The sequence below is a fragment of the Agrobacterium rubi TR3 = NBRC 13261 genome, assembly GCF_000739935.1.
GTDB lineage: Bacteria > Pseudomonadota > Alphaproteobacteria > Rhizobiales > Rhizobiaceae > Agrobacterium > Agrobacterium rubi.
In genome coordinates this window covers 111,416-129,092 of record NZ_BBJU01000027.1, presented here as the reverse complement: position 1 = coordinate 129,092, position 17,677 = coordinate 111,416, and the positions used below count along the sequence as shown (strand labels likewise).

General features: G+C 55.1%; 14 protein-coding genes and 1 pseudogene. 12 read left to right on the top strand and 3 right to left on the bottom strand.

Annotation, left to right across the window (positions count from 1 at the left end):
- Window positions 1-176: 176 nt before the first annotated feature.
- From RRU01S_RS20910 to RRU01S_RS20890, 5 genes are all read left to right on the top strand, one after another.
- A complete protein-coding gene (locus RRU01S_RS20910; protein ID WP_045232148.1) occupies window positions 177-1,292 on the top strand; it encodes an ABC transporter ATP-binding protein in 1,116 nt (371 codons plus the stop codon).
- Window positions 1,289-2,191, top strand: coding sequence for an ABC transporter permease (locus RRU01S_RS20905; protein WP_045232147.1), 903 nt, complete (start codon window positions 1,289-1,291; stop codon window positions 2,189-2,191). The genes RRU01S_RS20910 and RRU01S_RS20905 overlap by 4 nt, the downstream gene beginning before the upstream one ends.
- The gene (locus RRU01S_RS20900; protein ID WP_045232146.1) at window positions 2,181-3,035 is read left to right on the top strand and encodes an ABC transporter permease; all 855 of its coding nucleotides are present in this window, start codon (window positions 2,181-2,183) and stop codon (window positions 3,033-3,035) included. Before RRU01S_RS20905 ends, RRU01S_RS20900 begins: the two co-directional genes overlap by 11 nt.
- Before the next feature lie 82 nt (window positions 3,036-3,117).
- On the top strand, window positions 3,118-4,146 hold the full coding sequence (locus tag RRU01S_RS20895; RefSeq protein WP_045232193.1) for an ABC transporter substrate-binding protein: 1,029 nt from the start codon (window positions 3,118-3,120) through the stop codon (window positions 4,144-4,146).
- Between the two features lie 110 nt (window positions 4,147-4,256).
- The gene (locus RRU01S_RS20890; protein WP_108722704.1) at window positions 4,257-5,714 is read left to right on the top strand and encodes an NAD-dependent succinate-semialdehyde dehydrogenase; all 1,458 of its coding nucleotides are present in this window, start codon (window positions 4,257-4,259) and stop codon (window positions 5,712-5,714) included.
- A gap of 369 nt (window positions 5,715-6,083) precedes the next feature.
- Here the strand turns inward: RRU01S_RS20890 and RRU01S_RS20885 are convergent, their stop codons facing one another.
- A complete protein-coding gene (locus RRU01S_RS20885) occupies window positions 6,084-7,004 on the bottom strand; it encodes an NADP-dependent oxidoreductase (protein WP_045232144.1) in 921 nt (306 codons plus the stop codon).
- 57 nt (window positions 7,005-7,061) lie between these two features.
- Between RRU01S_RS20885 and RRU01S_RS20880 the strand changes: the two genes are divergently transcribed.
- Complete coding sequence (locus RRU01S_RS20880; protein WP_234936196.1) at window positions 7,062-7,844, top strand: AraC family transcriptional regulator; 783 nt, start codon at window positions 7,062-7,064, stop codon at window positions 7,842-7,844.
- A gap of 296 nt (window positions 7,845-8,140) precedes the next feature.
- Here RRU01S_RS20880 and RRU01S_RS20875 read toward each other — a convergent pair whose 3' ends face one another.
- Together RRU01S_RS20875 and RRU01S_RS25980 are read right to left on the bottom strand one after the other, a co-directional pair.
- Window positions 8,141-10,336, bottom strand: a complete 2,196-nt coding sequence (locus RRU01S_RS20875) for a methyl-accepting chemotaxis protein (protein ID WP_045232142.1) — start codon at window positions 10,334-10,336, stop codon at window positions 8,141-8,143.
- A 691-nt stretch (window positions 10,337-11,027) separates the two neighbouring features.
- A pseudogene (locus RRU01S_RS25980) lies at window positions 11,028-11,117 on the bottom strand (GTP-binding protein); the annotation flags it as partial.
- Between the two features lie 378 nt (window positions 11,118-11,495).
- Here RRU01S_RS25980 and zigA point away from each other — a divergent pair.
- From zigA to hutC, 6 genes are all read left to right on the top strand, one after another.
- Complete coding sequence (gene zigA, locus RRU01S_RS20870; RefSeq protein ID WP_045232192.1) at window positions 11,496-12,701, top strand: zinc metallochaperone GTPase ZigA; 1,206 nt, start codon at window positions 11,496-11,498, stop codon at window positions 12,699-12,701.
- Window positions 12,702-13,372: 671 nt separating this feature from the next.
- On the top strand, window positions 13,373-14,488 hold the full coding sequence (locus RRU01S_RS20865) for an ABC transporter ATP-binding protein (protein WP_045232141.1): 1,116 nt from the start codon (window positions 13,373-13,375) through the stop codon (window positions 14,486-14,488).
- Window positions 14,485-15,135: an ABC transporter permease gene (locus RRU01S_RS20860; RefSeq protein WP_045232140.1), complete on the top strand. Its 651-nt coding sequence runs from the start codon at window positions 14,485-14,487 to the stop codon at window positions 15,133-15,135. The genes RRU01S_RS20865 and RRU01S_RS20860 overlap by 4 nt, the downstream gene beginning before the upstream one ends.
- Window positions 15,132-15,803, top strand: coding sequence for an ABC transporter permease (locus RRU01S_RS20855; protein ID WP_045232139.1), 672 nt, complete (start codon window positions 15,132-15,134; stop codon window positions 15,801-15,803). The genes RRU01S_RS20860 and RRU01S_RS20855 overlap by 4 nt, the downstream gene beginning before the upstream one ends.
- Before the next feature lie 65 nt (window positions 15,804-15,868).
- Window positions 15,869-16,783 (top strand): ABC transporter substrate-binding protein, encoded by a 915-nt coding sequence (locus RRU01S_RS20850; RefSeq protein ID WP_045232138.1) that lies wholly within the window; start codon window positions 15,869-15,871, stop codon window positions 16,781-16,783.
- A gap of 88 nt (window positions 16,784-16,871) precedes the next feature.
- Entirely contained in the window at window positions 16,872-17,612 is a 741-nt protein-coding gene (gene hutC, locus RRU01S_RS20845; protein ID WP_045232137.1) for a histidine utilization transcriptional repressor HutC, read from the top strand.
- Window positions 17,613-17,677 lie beyond the last annotated feature (65 nt).

Here is a 17,677-nt window from a genome sequence, read left to right as displayed (position 1 = left end):
GTCATATTTTTGATGTCACAAAAATCAAATGCAAAGCTTTTGCGAAGGCTATGTGACATCAAAGACTAAATATCATTGATTTCAAATGTTGTCTCTTGGGACAGCAGAATAACGCTGCATCTGCCCAAAACGTAAAATCGGGATCTTGGACAGCACGAAAATAAAAGGGGATTCAATTGATTGGCGAAGCACTAAATCTCGAGGGTCTGGTGAAAAGTTACGGGGACACGATCGCGGTGGACGGAGTCGATATCTGTGCATTGCCTGGTGAATTCGTTTCCGTGCTTGGGCCGTCGGGGTCCGGAAAAACAAGCGTACTAACGATGATCGCAGGTTTCGAGCGCCCGTCGGCCGGAAGGATCACTATCGGTGGCCGGAGCATTACCGACCTTGCGCCGAATAAGCGCAACATTGGGATGGTTTTTCAGAAATATGCGCTCTTTCCCCATCTCACGGTACGCCAAAATATCGCATTTCCTCTCAAGCTCAGATCGAAGTGGAAGTCCGGATGGAAACAACGGGCCGACGAGATGCTGGAATTGGTGCAAATGGGCCATCTCGCGGACCGACTGCCTTCGGAGCTTTCCGGCGGCCAGCAACAACGTGTGGCCGTGGCCCGTGCGCTCGCGTTCGAGCCGCCGGTGATGCTTATGGACGAGCCTCTTGGGGCGCTGGATAAAAAACTGCGGGAAGCAATGCAGTTCGAGATCAAGCGAATCCAGAAACAGGTCGGAGCCACAGTACTTTATGTCACCCACGACCAGGAAGAGGCGCTGACTATGTCAGATCGGGTCGCAATCATGCATGCTGGACGTGTCGTGCAGATAGGTACCCCTGCTGCGCTCTACCACGCGCCATCCAACCGCTTTGTTGCTGATTTCATTGGAAAAATGAACTTCCTTGACGGAAAAATCCTATCTGTGGATCACGATGAGGTACTCATACGGCTATCCGGGGATGTGGTTGTACGCACCACAGACAGTTCCCAGGTCGCCCTGAAGACAACGCGAGAAGGCGATAATATATGCTTTGCTATGCGGCCTGAGCGATTGGCACTTAAGAGCCGCGGATCTCAGACCCTTGGAGCAATACCAGGTGTCATCGAGAGCTGTGTTTTCACCGGCTCGTTCCACGTTTTTCTTGTCCGGCTGGAATTGCCTGGAGCACCAGTGGTCGAAGTTCAGGTGGTAACAGGCAGCGAAGCGGAATTCTCGATAGGTCAAAGCGTTGACCTTCTACCCGATCCAGATGCAGCCAGCTGTTTTCTAGAAGATGAGAGGCGTGCGGCATGACTGCTTCTTTGACCGCCCATCGAGCGCCTCGCAAAATTGCTCACATCTTGTTTTCATCGGCCTCTGCGAAGACTTACTCTCACGCAACAGCACTTATATTGCTGTCGCCAGCAGCCGCCTTCCTATTGGCAGGGTTCGCTTATCCGCTTGCGAAGCTCGTGGCGATAAGCCTGCCAGCGATGAGCCTGGAATACTATCGGCGCATCTTTCAGGAACCCCTCTATCTGGACGTTCTGCTGTCGACTGTATTTGTCGCAATTTTTGTTATGTGCGCTAGCCTTATCCTTGGGTTTCCTGTGGCCTACGCCATGACGCGACTGAAAAAACCGTGGGCGACGATTGTAACAGTGTGCGTATTGATCCCGCTTTGGACTTCCGTCCTGATCCGATCATACGCGTGGATTATTCTGCTTCAGCGCAACGGCATCATCAATCAGGTTCTGGTCTCTGCAGGCCTCGTTGATGAACCCTTGCGAATGATCTACACGCAAAGTGCAGTCATTTTGGCTATGACGCATGTCCTTCTTCCCTTCATGATATTGCCGATCTTCGCCGCATTGCGCGCAATACCGGACGAGTATGTCAAGGCAGCCAGAAACCTTGGCTCGGGCCCTGTCCACGCATTCTGCAAGGTTACGGTTCCATTGAGCCTGCCTGGCATCTTCGCAGGCTGTGTCATGAGTTTCGTTCTTGCGCTTGGATTTTATGTCACACCGGCACTCGTCGGAGGTGCAGGTTCTCTCATGATGGCGACGCTGATTGGCCAACAGACGATCGTCTTGCTGGACTGGCCTTTCGCGGCAGCCCTCTCCACAACACTCCTCATCGTCACACTCGCCGTGATCGTCGCGTTCCGCAAGACACTATCGTTGAGCAAGGGGCTGAACAATGGCATCTGATAACCCGACATTTGAAACGCCGCTCGTGACCAATTCTTTAAGTTCGTCACGAGGGTCTCGTCGCAGTATCGTGGCCACGTATGCTGCAGGCCTTTTGGTGTCTGCAATCATGATCTTCCTTATTCTGCCGACATTTCTGGTCATTCCAATGAGCTTGAATGAAAGCAGCTACCTTGCGTTCCCACCACAAGGGCTTACGTGGAAGTGGTATGCCGCGTATTTCTCGGACCCGGATTGGATGGCTGCGACGGCTTTCAGCCTCCAGATTGCGCTGGCAACATCCCTTGTCGCAACCGTGACGGGGACAATGGCCGCATTGGCCCTCGCAAAGAGTAAACTTCCCTTTAAGGGGTTTCTGCAAGGCTTGGCTCTGGGGCCTATGATCGTGCCACACGTGGTCCTCGGTGTTGCACTTTACCTCGTCTTTTCGCCCTGGAGGATGACCGGGACGCTCAGCGGATTTGTGATCGCCCATACGGTTCTGGCCATACCCTATGTCATGATCGTAGTTGGCGCAGCAGTTCAGAAGTTCGACTCATCATTGGAACTGGCGGCACTCAATTGCGGTGCGAACAGAGTTCAAGCTTTCTTTCTTGTCATGCTGCCCAGCATCGGGCCGAGCGTGGCATCCGCTTCCGTTTTTGCCTTTCTGGCATCTTTTGACGACGCGACAGTTTCGTTCTTCATATCTGACATCGGGGGCAAGTCGATCGGGCGCAAGATGTTCGAGGATATCGATTTCAATCTGACGCCTGTCATCGCGGCAGCATCGACAGTGCTCGTTGCAATTTCGCTTGCACTGATGACCGGAGCACAACTTTTGACATCACAACGCAGACGCTAACTCAACGTTACAAATAAGGGAATTTGAAATGATCAAACTGGATCGGACGCCGAAGGCTTGCCTGAAATCAGGTTTAGGTCTGATGTTGGCACTCGCTTTCACAACATCTCTCCACCTCGGAAACGCACAAGCAAACGAGCGCGTCGTCATCGCTACGACGGGTGGCACCTACGAAAAGGCCTTGCGGGATGCCTGGTTCGTGCCTTTCACCAAGGAAACTGGGATAGAAGTTGTTACGGTATCTGCGACAGACGCGGAAAAACGAGCCAAGGTCACGGCCATGGTGCAAACCAACAACGTGACATGGGACCTCTATCTGGACGGAGAAATTCAGGCAGGATCCGACGCTCATTATAAGATCACCGAGGATCTCTCAGCATATTGCCTGCAGTTCGACGTTGACACTCATCTCGTGGCCGATGCCTGCACACGGGGCGGGGCGCGATTGCAGTCGACCGCTACCCTGTTGGCTTACAAGCCTGACGGAAATGGCAGTGACCCGAAAACATGGGCGGACATGTGGAACGTTGAAAAATTTCCAGGCGGGCGAGCATTCCCAAACTTCGATGACCCCTGGCGGGTACTGGCCGCGGCGTTGCTTGCTGATGGCGTTGCGAAGGAAGACCTTTTCCCAATCGACGTTGATCGCGCATTCCGCAAGCTGGATGAAATTCGGCCCGCCGTTCAACTGTGGTGGAAGACCGGTGACCAGAGCGTACAGGGCTTTCGCAACGACGAGTATCGCCTCGGACAGATCTGGTTGACACGGGCTAAAGCGCTGCAGGCTGAAGGGTTTGACATTGGCTGGAGTTACGACGGAGCTTTCCTCGTCGGCGATCGGATCGCGCTCATTCGAGGTGCGAAAAACCGCGAGAATGCGTTGAAGCTGATCACGTACTGGCTGAAAAACCCATCGGTTCAGGCGAAGGCTTGCGAGACGCTTTCGTGCACCCCTCCGAGCCAACAAGCAATTTCTATGATGTCTCAGAAAGCCCGGGACACTCTCCCATCATCGTCAGATGTCGAGCAGCGCATTATCGTACCCGATGCGCAATGGATCAACGCAAATATGAGCATGCTGGTACAGCGTTGGAATGAATGGATCCGCTGATCTGTTCCCAGGAGGCAAGGCACGCTGCTGCCTCCTAGTACACTGTTCCTTTTGAAAATCTCGCCTGAAAACAACGGCTCCACCTCACACCTTCTATTCTGGAAATCATGATGTTGCATAATCACGTGGGTAGCGACTGGCTGAATGAACGTATTTTTATTGGCGGTGACTGGATCGAAGCGGACGACCGCAGGACACTTGGCGTCACCGACCCTGCGACCGACCGCATCGTAGGAACTGTTCCCTATTGCGGTGCAAATGAGACGGCCCGTGCCATCCTGGCTGCAAACGACGCCTTTCCGACCTGGAGCAATTTTACCGCAGGCGAGCGTGCACGCGTACTTCACCGCATGGCTGATCTTATCCATCGACATCGCGATGAACTTGCCGAATTGCTTACATTGGAGCAGGGGAAGCCGCTTCCCGAGGCCCGAGGCGAGATCGAAAGCGCAGCCGCCTACGTCACCTGGTTTGCGGAACAGGCAAGGCGTATCAACGGCGAAACCATTCCCTCGCCTTGGGCTGACCGTAAAATCCTGGTGACGCGGGAGCCTGTCGGTGTCGTCGGCGCGATTACGCCATGGAATTTCCCATTCTCCATGATTGCGAGAAAGCTCGCGGCGGCACTGGCTACCGGTTGCACGATCATCATTAAGCCTTCTGAACTGACCCCCTATTGTGGCCTTGCTTGGGGAAGGCTCGCTGCTGAGTCGGGTGTTCCGGCGGGTGTAGTCAACATCGTCACCGGAGATCCTATCGCAATCGGGGCGGAGTTGACGTCAAGTCGAATGGTGTCAAAAATCACTTTTACGGGTTCGACGGCGGTGGGAAAACTTCTGTACCGTCAATCGGCGGATACGATGAAGCGCGTCTCCATGGAACTGGGGGGCAACGCGCCCTTTATAGTTTTCGACGATGCAGACATCAACAAGGCAGTCGAAGGCGCGATGGCCTCAAAGTTTCGCAATTCGGGGCAAACATGCATCTGTACAAACCGCTTCTATATTCATGACAGCGTGTACGACGCCTTCCTCGAAAAGCTCTCTCATGCCGTGGAGACATTGGAAGTCGGAAATGGTTTTGATGAGGGTGTCGAACAAGGTCCTCTCATAAACATGGCCGCACTCGAGAAAGTCGAACAACACATTTCCAATGCTGTTGCGGAGGGTGGCCGGATCGTAGTCGGAGGCGAACGCCATAAGCTTGGCAAAACGTTCTTTCAGCCCACTGTGTTGGCTGAGGTGAAGGATCATATGGCCGTCTGCCGAGAGGAGACATTTGGGCCCCTGGCTGCCGTCTCTCGATTTCGTGCGGATGAAGAAGTTATAACGGCAGCGAATGCGACGGATTCCGGGCTTGCTGCGTATTTCTATACTCAGAGTCTCAAGCGCACATTTGCCATTTCTCAGAGCCTCAAGTTCGGCATGATAGGGGTAAATGCAGGACTTATCTCCACCGAAGTGGTCCCTTTTGGCGGGGTGAATGAAAGCGGGATCGGAAGAGAAGGATCAACCCACGGGCTTGATGATTATCTAACTTGGAAGTACATGTGTTTGAGCGGATTATAATCCTCGAATGGGATAAGCATCGCATGATTAGTCCTGGTCTCGCCTCGCATGCGCGTCGCCGTCGCTGGTCGAATGCAGAGAATCTTACGATCATCCAGGAAACAGAACTATAGCAGTCTTGAATTTCACCGAGATCTAACCCGTTTTTCCATTTAGCGTAAGCCCATCAGATCCGATGTAAACAATTGCCCGACAACAATATTATAAAGCGTCAGTGGATCACGACGAAACGGAAAAATGGATCAAACGCATATGAAACTGAACACTGATAGGGCGCTGAAACTTTTTGGTTGGACGATTCCGCAGCCTCTAATGGCCGCTAGTTTGACTTGGCGGTCATCAGCAGACGGAACCGACTTGAGATCGCGGCTATTGGTCAATGGGTGTAAGAACGATCTTGCCACGGGCGCGACCAGCCTCAGATAGCGTAAGCGCCTGCCTGATCTCTACCAACGGCAGAACCGCATCGACGTGTGCTACCACCTTACCAGCCTCGACCAGTTCCGTAATCGAGACCAGGTTACGCGCGCTCGGAACGGTGAGCGATCGCTTTACGCTGACACCATATCGCTCGGCTTCCTTGTTGGGGAAGGCTACGACGGTGACCATGAAACCGGCCTTCTTGAGGGTTTTGAAAGCACGCTGAAATGTCTCGCCTCCCATTGTATCGAAGACGATGTCGACTTCGCGTGCCGCGTCTTCAAAGGGTTGGGTTGTGTAGTCGATGAACTCGTCGGCTCCGAGAGCACGAACGAATTCTTCGTTGCGACCCGACGCTACCGCTGTGACATGCGCCCCGCAGGCCTTGGCGAACTGAACGGCAAGAGAACCGACCCCGCCCGAACTGTTGGTGATGAGAAGACGTTGTCCGGCGGAAAGTCCTGCTTCATCGAAAAGTGCCTGCCACGCAGTGGAGCCTGCTAGTGGAAGGGCCGCTGCGTGGATAAGGTCGATATTATGAGGCGTACGCACGACATTGGTTGCTTTAGCAACCGCATAGTCTGCAAAAGCACCGGTGTGGACCATGCCGAAGATGGTCTCACCCTGCTGAAAGTTATCGACACCAGCACCAATCTTCTCGATTGTGCCGACAACTTCGCCTCCGAGGTGAATCGGCAGGGTCATCCCCATGCGCTGGCCCATGCCCCCACGAATTTTCCAATCAATAGGGTTCACGCCTGCCGCGTGAACCTTCACCAAGACCTCGCCGACCCCCGGCTCTGGCCGATCGACCTCAGCGATCTCCACCACATCATTGGACCCGTACTCCCGGATAACAACAGCTCTCATAATTACGTCTCCTAAATATTGACCTGCTCTTTCATATAGATGTAGTTTCCCGATGTGATGCCAATCCGCATCGCGGACAGGCCATTCCACATGCACCCACCTTTCAATATCCACCGCATGAGCAAACCGAGCGGTTCAGCCTTGCCGCTCCATAGTCATGATGAGGCGCAACTCACCTATGCTGCGTCTGGTATGATCCAGCTTCATACTGATGAAGGTGTCTGGCTTGTGCCTCCCCAGCTTGCGGCATGGATTCCGGCAGGTGTTCTGCATCGCCTGGATATCATAACCGACGCCGAGCTTTGGATGGTGCAGTGGCAACCACCTGCAATGGCGATCTGGGCTCCTCCAAATTTCCCGGACCGTGCCTTCGCATCCAAGGTCACACCGTTACTCCAGTCCCTGCTTGCAGCGGCAGTTGAAGACGATGCGTCATCGGTTAAAGCAGAACTTGTGGTGAGGCTGATATTACTTGAACTGAGCGCAGTGTCAGATGCACCGACCTACCTTCCTATACCCAGTAACCCTGTCGCAAAGCGGGTGGCTGAGATCGCTCTTGGCGATCATCGCAATCGCATGGATTTGAACGAGTTGGCATCGCGAGCCGCAACCTCGGTTCGGACAGCAAGCCGTCTGTTCCCGATGGAGACGGGAATGACGCTCAAAGCCTGGAGGCAACGGGCGCGGATCGTAAAAGCCATGGAGCAGCTTGCCCTGGGCAAGGCAATCGCCGACGTGGCGAGCGACGCAGGCTTCTCAAGCACTGCCGCGTTTTCCTGTGCGTTCAGGCAGGTGACAGCGACAACACCTGGCGCTTTCATCGGAGAGCCTCGAAACTAGATGCGATTGGCAGACTGTTTCCGGGCCAACGTTGGAGTAAGTCTGGCAACGCTGCATTTGGCCGATGCCATTTTAAGAAAACTCGATGATTAACCCCTTATCCGCCACTTTAGGTCTTGTGTCGGAGGTATTACTAGGTTTCCCTTCAGCGCTCCGGAGTTGCTGATATCCCATCATTGCTCAATCCCCCGCAGCTATCAGCGCAAAGCCAACTTACATTCACAATGGTATCGTTTCCTCACAGGCGAGCTTGAGAGATTGGTCACTCTCTAATTCTGGACTTCTAAGGCTTCACGTCAGCTAGCCGCTTGGTACTGAAACTCGTGGTTCTGGGTCCGCGCTTGATTTCCCATTACTTTGAAACGACCGATGATTGCAGCCAGTTTTTCGGTTTCCTGTGCAAGACTCTGAGCGGCAGCCGTCGTTTCCTCCACCATGGCCGCGTTCTGCTGTGTGACTTTATCCATCTGATCTGCTGCGGACGACACCTCCCGCAGGCTCACCGCCTGTTCACGCGCATTTGCAGCAATCTGATGGACGGTGTGGCTCATTCCCAAAACCTGTTCGACAATCTTGCCTAGAGATGAACCGGTTTCCTCGACCAGTTGGACACCAGCCTCGACCTGGTTGGATGACATGGAGATCAGTTCCTTGATTTCTTTCGCAGCCTTGGCGGAGCGCTGTGCAAGTTCACGCACCTCCTGCGCCACGACCGCAAAGCCCTTGCCCGCCTCACCTGCCCGTGCAGCCTCGACGCCTGCATTCAGTGCAAGCAGGTTGGTCTGAAAAGCAATCTCATCAATGACGCTGATGATATTGCCAATTTTGCTTGAGGACCCCTGAATTTCCATCATCGCCGCAATCGCGCGGGCGACGACTTCGCCACCCTTCTCAGCATCCCCACGAGCGACATTCACAGTTTTTTGCGCAGTCGATGCGCCATCTGCAGTATTGTTTACGCCACGAGTGACTTCACCCAGAGCCGCGACGGTTTCCTCAAGCGAGGCAGCCTGCTGCTCGGTACGCCGGGCCAAGTCATTCGACGCCGTGGATATCTCAGAGAGACCGGAGCGTATCGTATAGACTGCGTTAACGACGTTGCCGATCGTTTCTTCAAGCGAAGAAACAGATACGTTGAAGTTCTGCCGGATGGCATCAAATTCGGGCGCAACTCGCTCGTTCATGCGCACCGTCAAATCTCCGGCAGCAAGGGAATTGAAGCTGCTCTGGACGATTTCAACAAAGCGACGCAGATCGTCAGCCTTGTCGCTGTCGATCGCGTTCTGGCGCTTGCGGTCGCCGTCGATCTGGCGCTGGAGTTCCTCCTGCTCAGCCTGCATTTCTTCACCCCGGGCCAAGGCAAATCGAAACGTCTCGAGCGCGGCCGTCAGTCTGCCTAGCTCATCCTTCTTGGCCGTCTGACCAACCGGATCCCTGTAATTGCCATCTGCCATCTTGCCGACAGCGCTCAGAACCGCCGTCAATGGCTTTTTGATAAGGATCTGGCTCGCCAGTAGAATGACGCCAAGCGTGACACACAGAATAAGTAGCCCGCCAATCAGAGTGCTGTAGACCTGATGCCATACCGGAGCGGAAAAAACCGTTGACGGAACGTCGAGCACAGTCGCCCACGTGGTGTTCATGCCGGATGCAGTGAATGGATAGATGAGGCGCACCGAACCGTCCGGAAGTCCGGTCACGACCCTCATCTTGCCATCTGCCAACGACTGTTTGACATCTGCAGCACCAACGTCAGAATAATCCTTCATCAGATTATCCGAGTTCGGATGGGTCAACCATTTGCCGTTGCTGGCGAGCAGCATGACGCTACCGCCTTCAAACGGCTTCATCCGTGCCAAACTCGCCGTTAGATCGTCGAGCTTGATATCGACGCCCGCCATGCCGACGACCTTGCCGTCGATCTTGACCGGCACCGACACCGATGTGACAAGCTTTGACATGTTGGTGAGATAAGGCGAGGTGATAATGGCGTTCCCGCTCTTTAGCACACCGCTGTAGTATTCATCTCCCGGTTTGATGGTCCAGGTGGAAAACTCCATCTGGCCACCGTTTCCTTTCGTCCAGTAGGGCGTGAAGATACCTTCCTTGTTCAATCCATCATTACCGACTGTAGGCTTCGGGCTCCTGCCATCGATCAGCTCGCACATCCAGGCCCCGAACACGTTTGGATATTGCGGAGCAACCGACTTGATCATGGCTATAATATCCGCGCGGCTGCGAGAGCCATCGCCAATAATTCCTGTGATCGTAGCAGCAAGTGTTGCGCCAGCTGATGTTGCTTCGGAAATATCTGTTGCAACGTGCTGGCTGACCAAACCGGCCTTTTCGTTCGCCAAGGCCATCACGTCGCGTTCTGTCGCAGATTTGACAGCGACAACATTGAAAGCCGTATAAGCGATGAGGATACCCGTAATGGCGGTTCCCGTCGCCAAAATGAGTTTTCCCGACACAGTACTAAAAAGTTTTTTCATTGACCCGCCCCTGAATACTAGCGGCATCCTCGGCTAAACGTATAAATAATCCGCAAACGATGGTAAATTAAAACAATTCCGGTCACAGGCTATGGGCAGCGAGCAACTTATAAGCAAATAGATCATCAGCATCCCCTGCCTGAAATAATCTCAGGATCAGACGCTCGTTCTCGATAAATTACATGTTGAGATGCTCCAGATCTGTCGGTTTTCACGAAAGACGAGCACAAACACACCGCGCAGATCAAGATAACTTTCGCCGGAAAATTCTGCCGTTGTTAGCAGCTCTTCATTGCATCTAGCGCGCCAAGAGCCCCCCACTCTCATCAGCAACGTCGCAATTGCATTGCAAGCGCTGATGCCGCGCTGGCAGGAAGCGACAAAACAAGCAAAAAAGCAGGCCCATCATGAATGAAGGGTCGTTGTTCGCAGCGACGAGCGCAGGCAACTGAGCGAATGTTATGATCGTTCCTACGTACCACATTTTCCTGGAAAACCAGGCGATCAGTCCAGATACTATCACTGATAACGATAGGCAGCGTACCAATATGTAATGGCATCCCGAGGTTCATTGACGTCGCCTAGATGACACACAAACTGCCGGAAGAATATGTCAAAGATCAATGTTGCGGCCGGTCCTCTCCATCGCGGGTTCATCATCATTAGATCAAAGCACCTTGTTAGAATTAACCGCGTTCGCCACTCCGGACTCCCGAGGAATGTCGTTGAGTAACGTTGTTTTCCCTGCGCCGAGGAACCCGGTCAGCAACGTTACAGGCATGGTCCCATGCGTTGACTGAGACGACCCAGTCGATGTCTGTATGGCGGTTTCCTCTTGGCAAAAGGGTTGGCGAACATGTCTCCTCGCTTGTTCAAGATGGATTTTCGCGGTCAGGGCGGGCCGTACTCGTCGAATCTGCGGGTGGAAAAAGATCGGTGGCGAAACGGCTTGACAGCCATGTAGTATGTAATGGTATTACATTCGCGAATGTTTGTGTTGTTATACCATTACGTTAGATCGGAGGTTTGGCATTGTTGCTAGATTGGCCCGAAACAAGCATCTGGTCCTAACGGTGGTCGAAGAGTGTGAGCGGCCCCCTCCGCCCGGCTCCGTAAGCTTGCTGTTCCACCCTTCCCTTTCGAAACAACGGAGATGCAAATGACGTCGAAACTCCCAGTAACGGTATTGTCGGGATTCCTCGGCGCCGGAAAAACAACCTTGCTCAACCACATCCTTACCAATCGCGAAGGTCTACGCGTTGCCCTCATTGTCAACGATATGAGCGAGGTCAACATTGACGCCGCGCTGGTGCGTGATGGCGGAGCCAACCTCTCGCGGACTCAAGAACAACTAGTAGAGATGACCAATGGCTGCATCTGTTGCACATTGCGCGATGATCTCCTCCAGGAGGTTCGCTCTCTGGCCGAGCAGGGTCGATTCGATTATCTCCTGATCGAATCCACCGGGATCGCCGAGCCACTGCCAGTCGCCGCAACATTTGACTTCCGCGACGAGAATGGTCGCAGTCTTTCCGACGTTGCAAGGCTCGACACGATGGTGACTGTGGTTGACGCTGCCAACCTGCTCAAGGACTACAGTTCCTCCGATTTCTTGGCTGACCGGGGTGAGACGGCTGGCGACGGCGACAACCGAACGCTCGTAGATCTCCTCGTCGAGCAGATTGAGTTCGCCGATGTCGTGATCCTCAACAAGATCGGCACGGCGAGCCCCGAGCAGCGAGACGCCGCACGCAAGATCATCGCCAGCCTCAATGCCGATGCAAAACTCATCGAGGCAGATTTCGGCAAGGTCGGCCTCAACGAAGTGCTGGGTACAGGACGTTTCGACTTCGCCAAAGCGGAGACCTATCCTCTCTGGTTCAAGGAACTGCATGGCTTTGCCCACCATGTTCCAGAATCGGAGGGATACGGTATCCGGTCCTTTGTCTATCGCGCTAAGAAACCGTTCAATCCTGCGAAGTTCCAGTCATTCATCAATCGCTCGTGGTCGGGCGTTGTCCGCGCGAAAGGTTTTTTCTGGCTTGCCACACGTCCGGACCACGTCGGCGAACTAAGTCAAGCGGGTGCGCTCGTACGGACTCAGAAGATGGGCCTATGGTGGACATCGGTACCGAAGGACCAGTGGCCCGACGACCCTGGCTTCCTAAACATGATGAAACCCTACCTTGATCCGATCTGGGGTGATCGAAGGCAGGAAATCGTTTTCATCGGCGCAGATCCCATGGATGAGGCGGCCATTCGAGCTGAACTGGACGAATGCCTGATCGACAGCACCGAATTTTTGCCAGATCGCTGGCAAGGTATGCCTGATCCGTTCCCGTCGTGGCAAAGGCAGGCAGTATGACCGCCGCAACCACCAGGCCATCCGCAAGTTTTGCGGATGGCCTGCTTCTCGCGATGCTCATCGCGGGCGGACATACTCGAGAAGCGAATGCAGCCGGGTTGCGCCATACTCGGCAACGGTCCAGGAACCGGTCCTTCGGTCGCGCAGCTAGCCATGCGTTTCCCGGTAAGTCTCAAAAAACGTCTTAAGCGAGGTGCAGTCTGCGGCCCGATCCTCTATGTCGTGAACTTTCGCAGACCGCGCATTTGAAAAGGCGATCCTTATTAAGGGTTGCGGTTCAAGATGGGGAGAACGTCAAACGCCTTGACTGAATTCGAACTGCTGCCCGCGTTAGTTCTCATAAGCGATTAAATTAGAAGCATTGTGCGAGAAATACTCGTGCCCCTATTGGAAATACTGAGATTGATTTGACACCTCTTTCAGAGAAACTCCCAGAAAATTCGTACGTCGCGGCAACCGGTCCGACTCGACCTCCGCAACGAAACCGCACGTTTAAGTGCACCAACTAGCTGCTGCCCCACGACACTCCCGCATAAAAATTAAGCACAATTAGGGCGCGCAGAATTTTTGAGCGCCCTGCTTGCGTAGGTTTGGCGTTCGTGCTTGTATAGACAACTAACGCATATAGGAGCCTCGGCCAGATCCGATTTTCTACATCAGGGGACTGCGACATGATAACTTTTGACAACGTCAGTAAGCATTACCGCGGCCCAACAACGGCTGTCGACACTTTGTCGCTGACTGCGCCAACCGGCAAGCTTACAATCTTTGTCGGCCCTTCAGGCTGCGGCAAGACGACGTCGCTTCGCATGGTCAACCGACTGATCACGCCCTCCTCGGGCAGAATTCTTCTCGACGGCGAGCCAGCGGATGCGATGGATGTCGCGCTGCTGCGCCGCAGGATCGGGTACGTCATTCAAAACGCCGGACTGTTTCCCCACCGCACAGTCGTGCAAAACATCGCTACAACCGCGCGGCTGAACGGAACGCCCACGCAGCAGGCGCTTCGCACTGCTCATGACCTCTTGGAACGTGTCGGCCTCTCCTCCGCCTTCGCCAATCGCTATCCATGGCAACTTTCCGGTGGCCAGCAACAGCGAGTGGGCGTTGCCCGAGCACTCGCGTCAGACCCGAAATTCATGCTCATGGACGAACCTTTCAGCGCTGTCGATCCGGTTGTCCGCGCCCAGTTGCAGGACGAGTTCCTGCGCCTCCAACACGAAATCGGCAAGACCATTATTATGGTTACGCATGACATCGACGAGGCTCTGAAGCTTGGAGATCAGGTCGCAGTCCTGCGCACCGGCGGAACGCTGGCGCAGATCGCTACCCCCCAGCAATTGCTGGCAAGACCCGCCGACGACTTCGTCGCCGATTTCATTGGACGTGACCGGGGTTATCGCATCCTTGGCTTTGCCGAATTCAACAATGACGGCGTGCCACTTGGCCAGGAGCCGACAGCCACGCTCGGCGCCACTCCGGAGTCCCTTCTTCAGATTGCGATCGACAGATGGGTGCTTGTCGCAGACGCCGAGCACCGGCCGCTAGGCTGGGCCGATATCGAAAGCGTCAAGGCTCCATTAAGAGATGGCGATCTCAATCTTAGTGGCACGCTTGCCGTCGAAGGCAGCAGCCTGCGCCATGTCCTTGATGCTGCACTCAGTTCACCATCAGGCCGAGGCGTGATCGTCGGTCCATCAGGTAAATTGGCGGGCACCGTCACCCTGTCTCATGTGGCAGCCGCGATCGAGGCGGCGCGCACCGGTCGCATGGGAGCGCATGCATGAGGTTCGATTGGCTGTACCGCGAGTCCGGCCGTATCGCCGAACTCTTCCTCTGGCACCTTTGGCTTTCCGTCATTCCCGTGGTCATCGGCCTCCTCCTCGCTCTTCCTCTTGGTTGGCTTGCGCAGAGGGCCGGCTTCTTCCGCTCAAGCATGCTGGGCGCGGCTGGTTTGCTTTACACCATCCCGTCTCTAGCCCTCTTCGTTCTCTTGCCGCTCGTTCTCGGTACGCGCATTCTAGACCCGCTTAATGTGCTCGTGGCGCTGACGATTTATGCGCTGGCTCTTCTCATCCGCACCGTCAATGACGGCCTCGATTCCGTGCAGCCCGACGTCATTCAGGCTGCCAACGCCATGGGCTACCGCACATTGCCGCGGCTTATTTTCGTTGAGCTACCTCTTGCGGTGCCGGTCATTGCCGCGGGCCTCCGTGTCGCCGTGGTGTCCAATGTCAGCATCGTCTCAGTCGCAGCACTCGTCGGCACGCCGCAGCTCGGTCTACTCTTCACGCAAGGGCTTCAACTGCGCTTCCTGACGCCGATCATCGCCGGTATCGTTCTTTGCGTGCTGCTGGCAGCTTTGCTCGATGGGATCGTGGTCTTTGCCACAAAACAGCTGACACCGTGGCAGCCCGGAGGTGCAGAACGATGATCGCATGGTTTTCCGATCCGGCCCACTGGACAGGCACCGATGGCGTCTTCGCCCTCGTCATTCAGCACCTGATCTATAGCGGTGTTGCCCTCTTCTTCTCCTGCCTAATCGGCTTGCCGATCGGTCTTTATGTCGGACACACCGGCCGCGGTGTGGTTGTCATTGCTGGCCTCGCGAACGCACTGCGTGCACTGCCGAGCCTTGGTCTTATCGTACTGCTCGTCATCCTCTTCGGTCCGATCTTTGCGTCCGACATGGCATTCATCGTGCCCAGCATCATCGTTCTCGTGCTGCTGGCCGTACCGCCCATCATGAGCGCAACATATGCCGGGGTTGCGGCGGTGGATCCGGCAGCGGTGGATGCGGCGCGCGGCATGGGCAAGCGTCCGCTCGATATTCTCTTCGATGTCGAACTCCCTTGCGCCCTACCGCTCATTTTCTCCGGGCTGCGGAGCGCGACGCTGCAGATCATCTCTACGGCAACCATTGCCGCCTATGTATCGCTCGGCGGGCTTGGGCGTCTCATTATCGATGGCCGAGCGCAGAACGACTACTACCAGATGGCGGCCGGCGCCGTTCTGGTCGGTTTGCTCGCACTTGTGGTCGATCTGGTGATCGGCATTATGTTGCGGCTTACGGTATCACCGGGACTAACCCGCCGCGCATAAGGCAGGAACACCAACCTAGACTGCAATTTCATCCTGACGACATTGAAACAAAAGGAGTAGCTTGCATGGCATTCAGTATCTTAAATTCCGCCGGCGCGTTTGCGCTCATCGTGTTTTCCGCCACTACGACACTTGCCCAGACCGACCCCCTCGGGAATGCGCCGGCTCAGCGTACGGATACGTCCACCATCATCGTCGGCTCGGCCGATTTTCCTGAAAGCCAGCTTCTGGCCACGATCTATGCAAAGGCGCTGGAGGCAAAGGGCATCAAGACTGAAACGAAGCTCAGCATCGGCAGTCGCGAAGTTTATATGCCAGCACTTCTCGACGGCTCGATCGATCTCCTGCCGGAATATGCCGGCGCGACCTTGAGCTACCTCGACAAGAATGCCAGCGCCCACTCGCCGGAAGACGTAGCGAAGGCTCTGAAGACCGCGCTGCCGGCAGGCGTCACGATGCTGACACCATCCCAGGCGCAGGATTCCGATGGCGTTGCCGTGACCCGCGCGACGGCGGAGAAATACGAGCTCAAGACGATTGCCGATCTCGCGCCGGTTGCATCAGAACTCGTCCTCGGCGGCCCGCCGGAATGGAAGACGCGCAAGGAAGGCATTATCGGCCTGAAGGACCTTTACGGGCTTGAGTTCGAGTCGTTCAAGTCCCTGGATGTCGGCGGCCCGCTGACCCTTTCTGCACTCCTGAACGACCAAGTTCAGGTAGCAAACCTCTTCTCGACGGACCCGGCAATTGCGGCCAACGACCTGGTCATTCTGGAAGACATAAAGAACCTATTCCCGGCCCAGAACATCGTGCCGGTCATGGCAAAGGCAAAGGTCAACGATACGGTGACGAAAACACTAGATGCGGTTTCGTCCGCTTTGACGACCAAGGATCTGATCGTGATGAACGGTCGCCTTGCCAATCACGACAGCTTCGATGTGGTGGCCGAAGAGTGGCTGACGACACACACGTTGAACTAACTGCAGTTTGCGGGTATGGCACGCACCATACCCGCACGCGCGCCCACCGCGTCAGATGCCGAACCTTTGTCGTTCGCCTTGGAGCCTTATGCAAACGCTAAAGAAAAAGGTCGACAAGCTTCAAGACGAGCAGGCGTCCGACAAGCCGCTTTACGTCACGCTCAAGGATTATGTTCGAAGCCGTGTCGAAACCGGAGAATGGTCGGTCGGACAGCGTGTCCCTTCGGAAAACGAGCTGGTTGAGTTGCTCGGCGTCAGCCGCATGACCGCCAACCGCGCATTAAGGGAACTGGCCGATGAGGGCTTCGTCATTCGTGTGCAGGGCAAGGGTTCATTCGTTGCCAGTGAGAAGCGGACGTCGCAGTTTCAAAGCGTTCCCAATATTGCCGATGAGATCACCCGCAATGGCGGCGTCCATACCGCCAATGTCATCGTGCTGCGCATGGAAAGCTGTGACGCCGAACTGGCAGAAGCGCTTTCGGTCGAAATCGGCAGCTCGGTGTCCCATTCGATCATGGTGCATGCGGAAGACTCCGTGCCGATGCAGATTGAGGATCGCTTCGTCAACCACACCATCGTGCCGTACTATATCGATCAGGACTTCACCAGAACCACGCCGAACGCATACCTCACATCGGTCGCGCCAATCATTAGGGCCGAACAGCATATCGAGGCGGTGACAGCGCAGCCCTGGGAATGCAAGCTACTGGCGATCTCCAAGACGGAACCCTGTCTATTGGTCCGCCGTCGCACTTGGTCGCAGGCCGGCGTAATCTCCTCGGTGCGCCTGCTCTATCCTGGAAGTCGCTACCGCCTCTACAGTACCTGATCCTCCATTCGGGGACGATGCTCCTCTCCCGAATGAACAGTCCCTTTCCGAACGAATATCAGGAC

Excerpts from the sequence above, each read along its gene's own strand:
- zigA (WP_045232192.1), top strand. The coding sequence starts at position 11,496 with ATGACGTCGAAACTCCCAGTAACGGTATTGTCGGGATTCCTCGGCGCC.
- RRU01S_RS20860 (WP_045232140.1), top strand. The coding sequence starts at position 14,485 with ATGAGGTTCGATTGGCTGTACCGCGAGTCCGGCCGTATCGCCGAACTC.
- RRU01S_RS20865 (WP_045232141.1), top strand. The coding sequence starts at position 13,373 with ATGATAACTTTTGACAACGTCAGTAAGCATTACCGCGGCCCAACAACG.
- RRU01S_RS20880 (WP_234936196.1), top strand. The coding sequence starts at position 7,062 with ATGCCAATCCGCATCGCGGACAGGCCATTCCACATGCACCCACCTTTC.
- RRU01S_RS20875 (WP_045232142.1), bottom strand. The coding sequence starts at position 10,336 with ATGAAAAAACTTTTTAGTACTGTGTCGGGAAAACTCATTTTGGCGACG.
- RRU01S_RS20890 (WP_108722704.1), top strand. The coding sequence starts at position 4,257 with ATGTTGCATAATCACGTGGGTAGCGACTGGCTGAATGAACGTATTTTT.
- RRU01S_RS20850 (WP_045232138.1), top strand. The coding sequence starts at position 15,869 with ATGGCATTCAGTATCTTAAATTCCGCCGGCGCGTTTGCGCTCATCGTG.
- RRU01S_RS20895 (WP_045232193.1), top strand. The coding sequence starts at position 3,118 with ATGTTGGCACTCGCTTTCACAACATCTCTCCACCTCGGAAACGCACAA.
- RRU01S_RS20905 (WP_045232147.1), top strand. The coding sequence starts at position 1,289 with ATGACTGCTTCTTTGACCGCCCATCGAGCGCCTCGCAAAATTGCTCAC.
- RRU01S_RS20855 (WP_045232139.1), top strand. The coding sequence starts at position 15,132 with ATGATCGCATGGTTTTCCGATCCGGCCCACTGGACAGGCACCGATGGC.
- RRU01S_RS20900 (WP_045232146.1), top strand. The coding sequence starts at position 2,181 with ATGGCATCTGATAACCCGACATTTGAAACGCCGCTCGTGACCAATTCT.
- hutC (WP_045232137.1), top strand. The coding sequence starts at position 16,872 with ATGCAAACGCTAAAGAAAAAGGTCGACAAGCTTCAAGACGAGCAGGCG.
- RRU01S_RS20885 (WP_045232144.1), bottom strand. The coding sequence starts at position 7,004 with ATGAGAGCTGTTGTTATCCGGGAGTACGGGTCCAATGATGTGGTGGAG.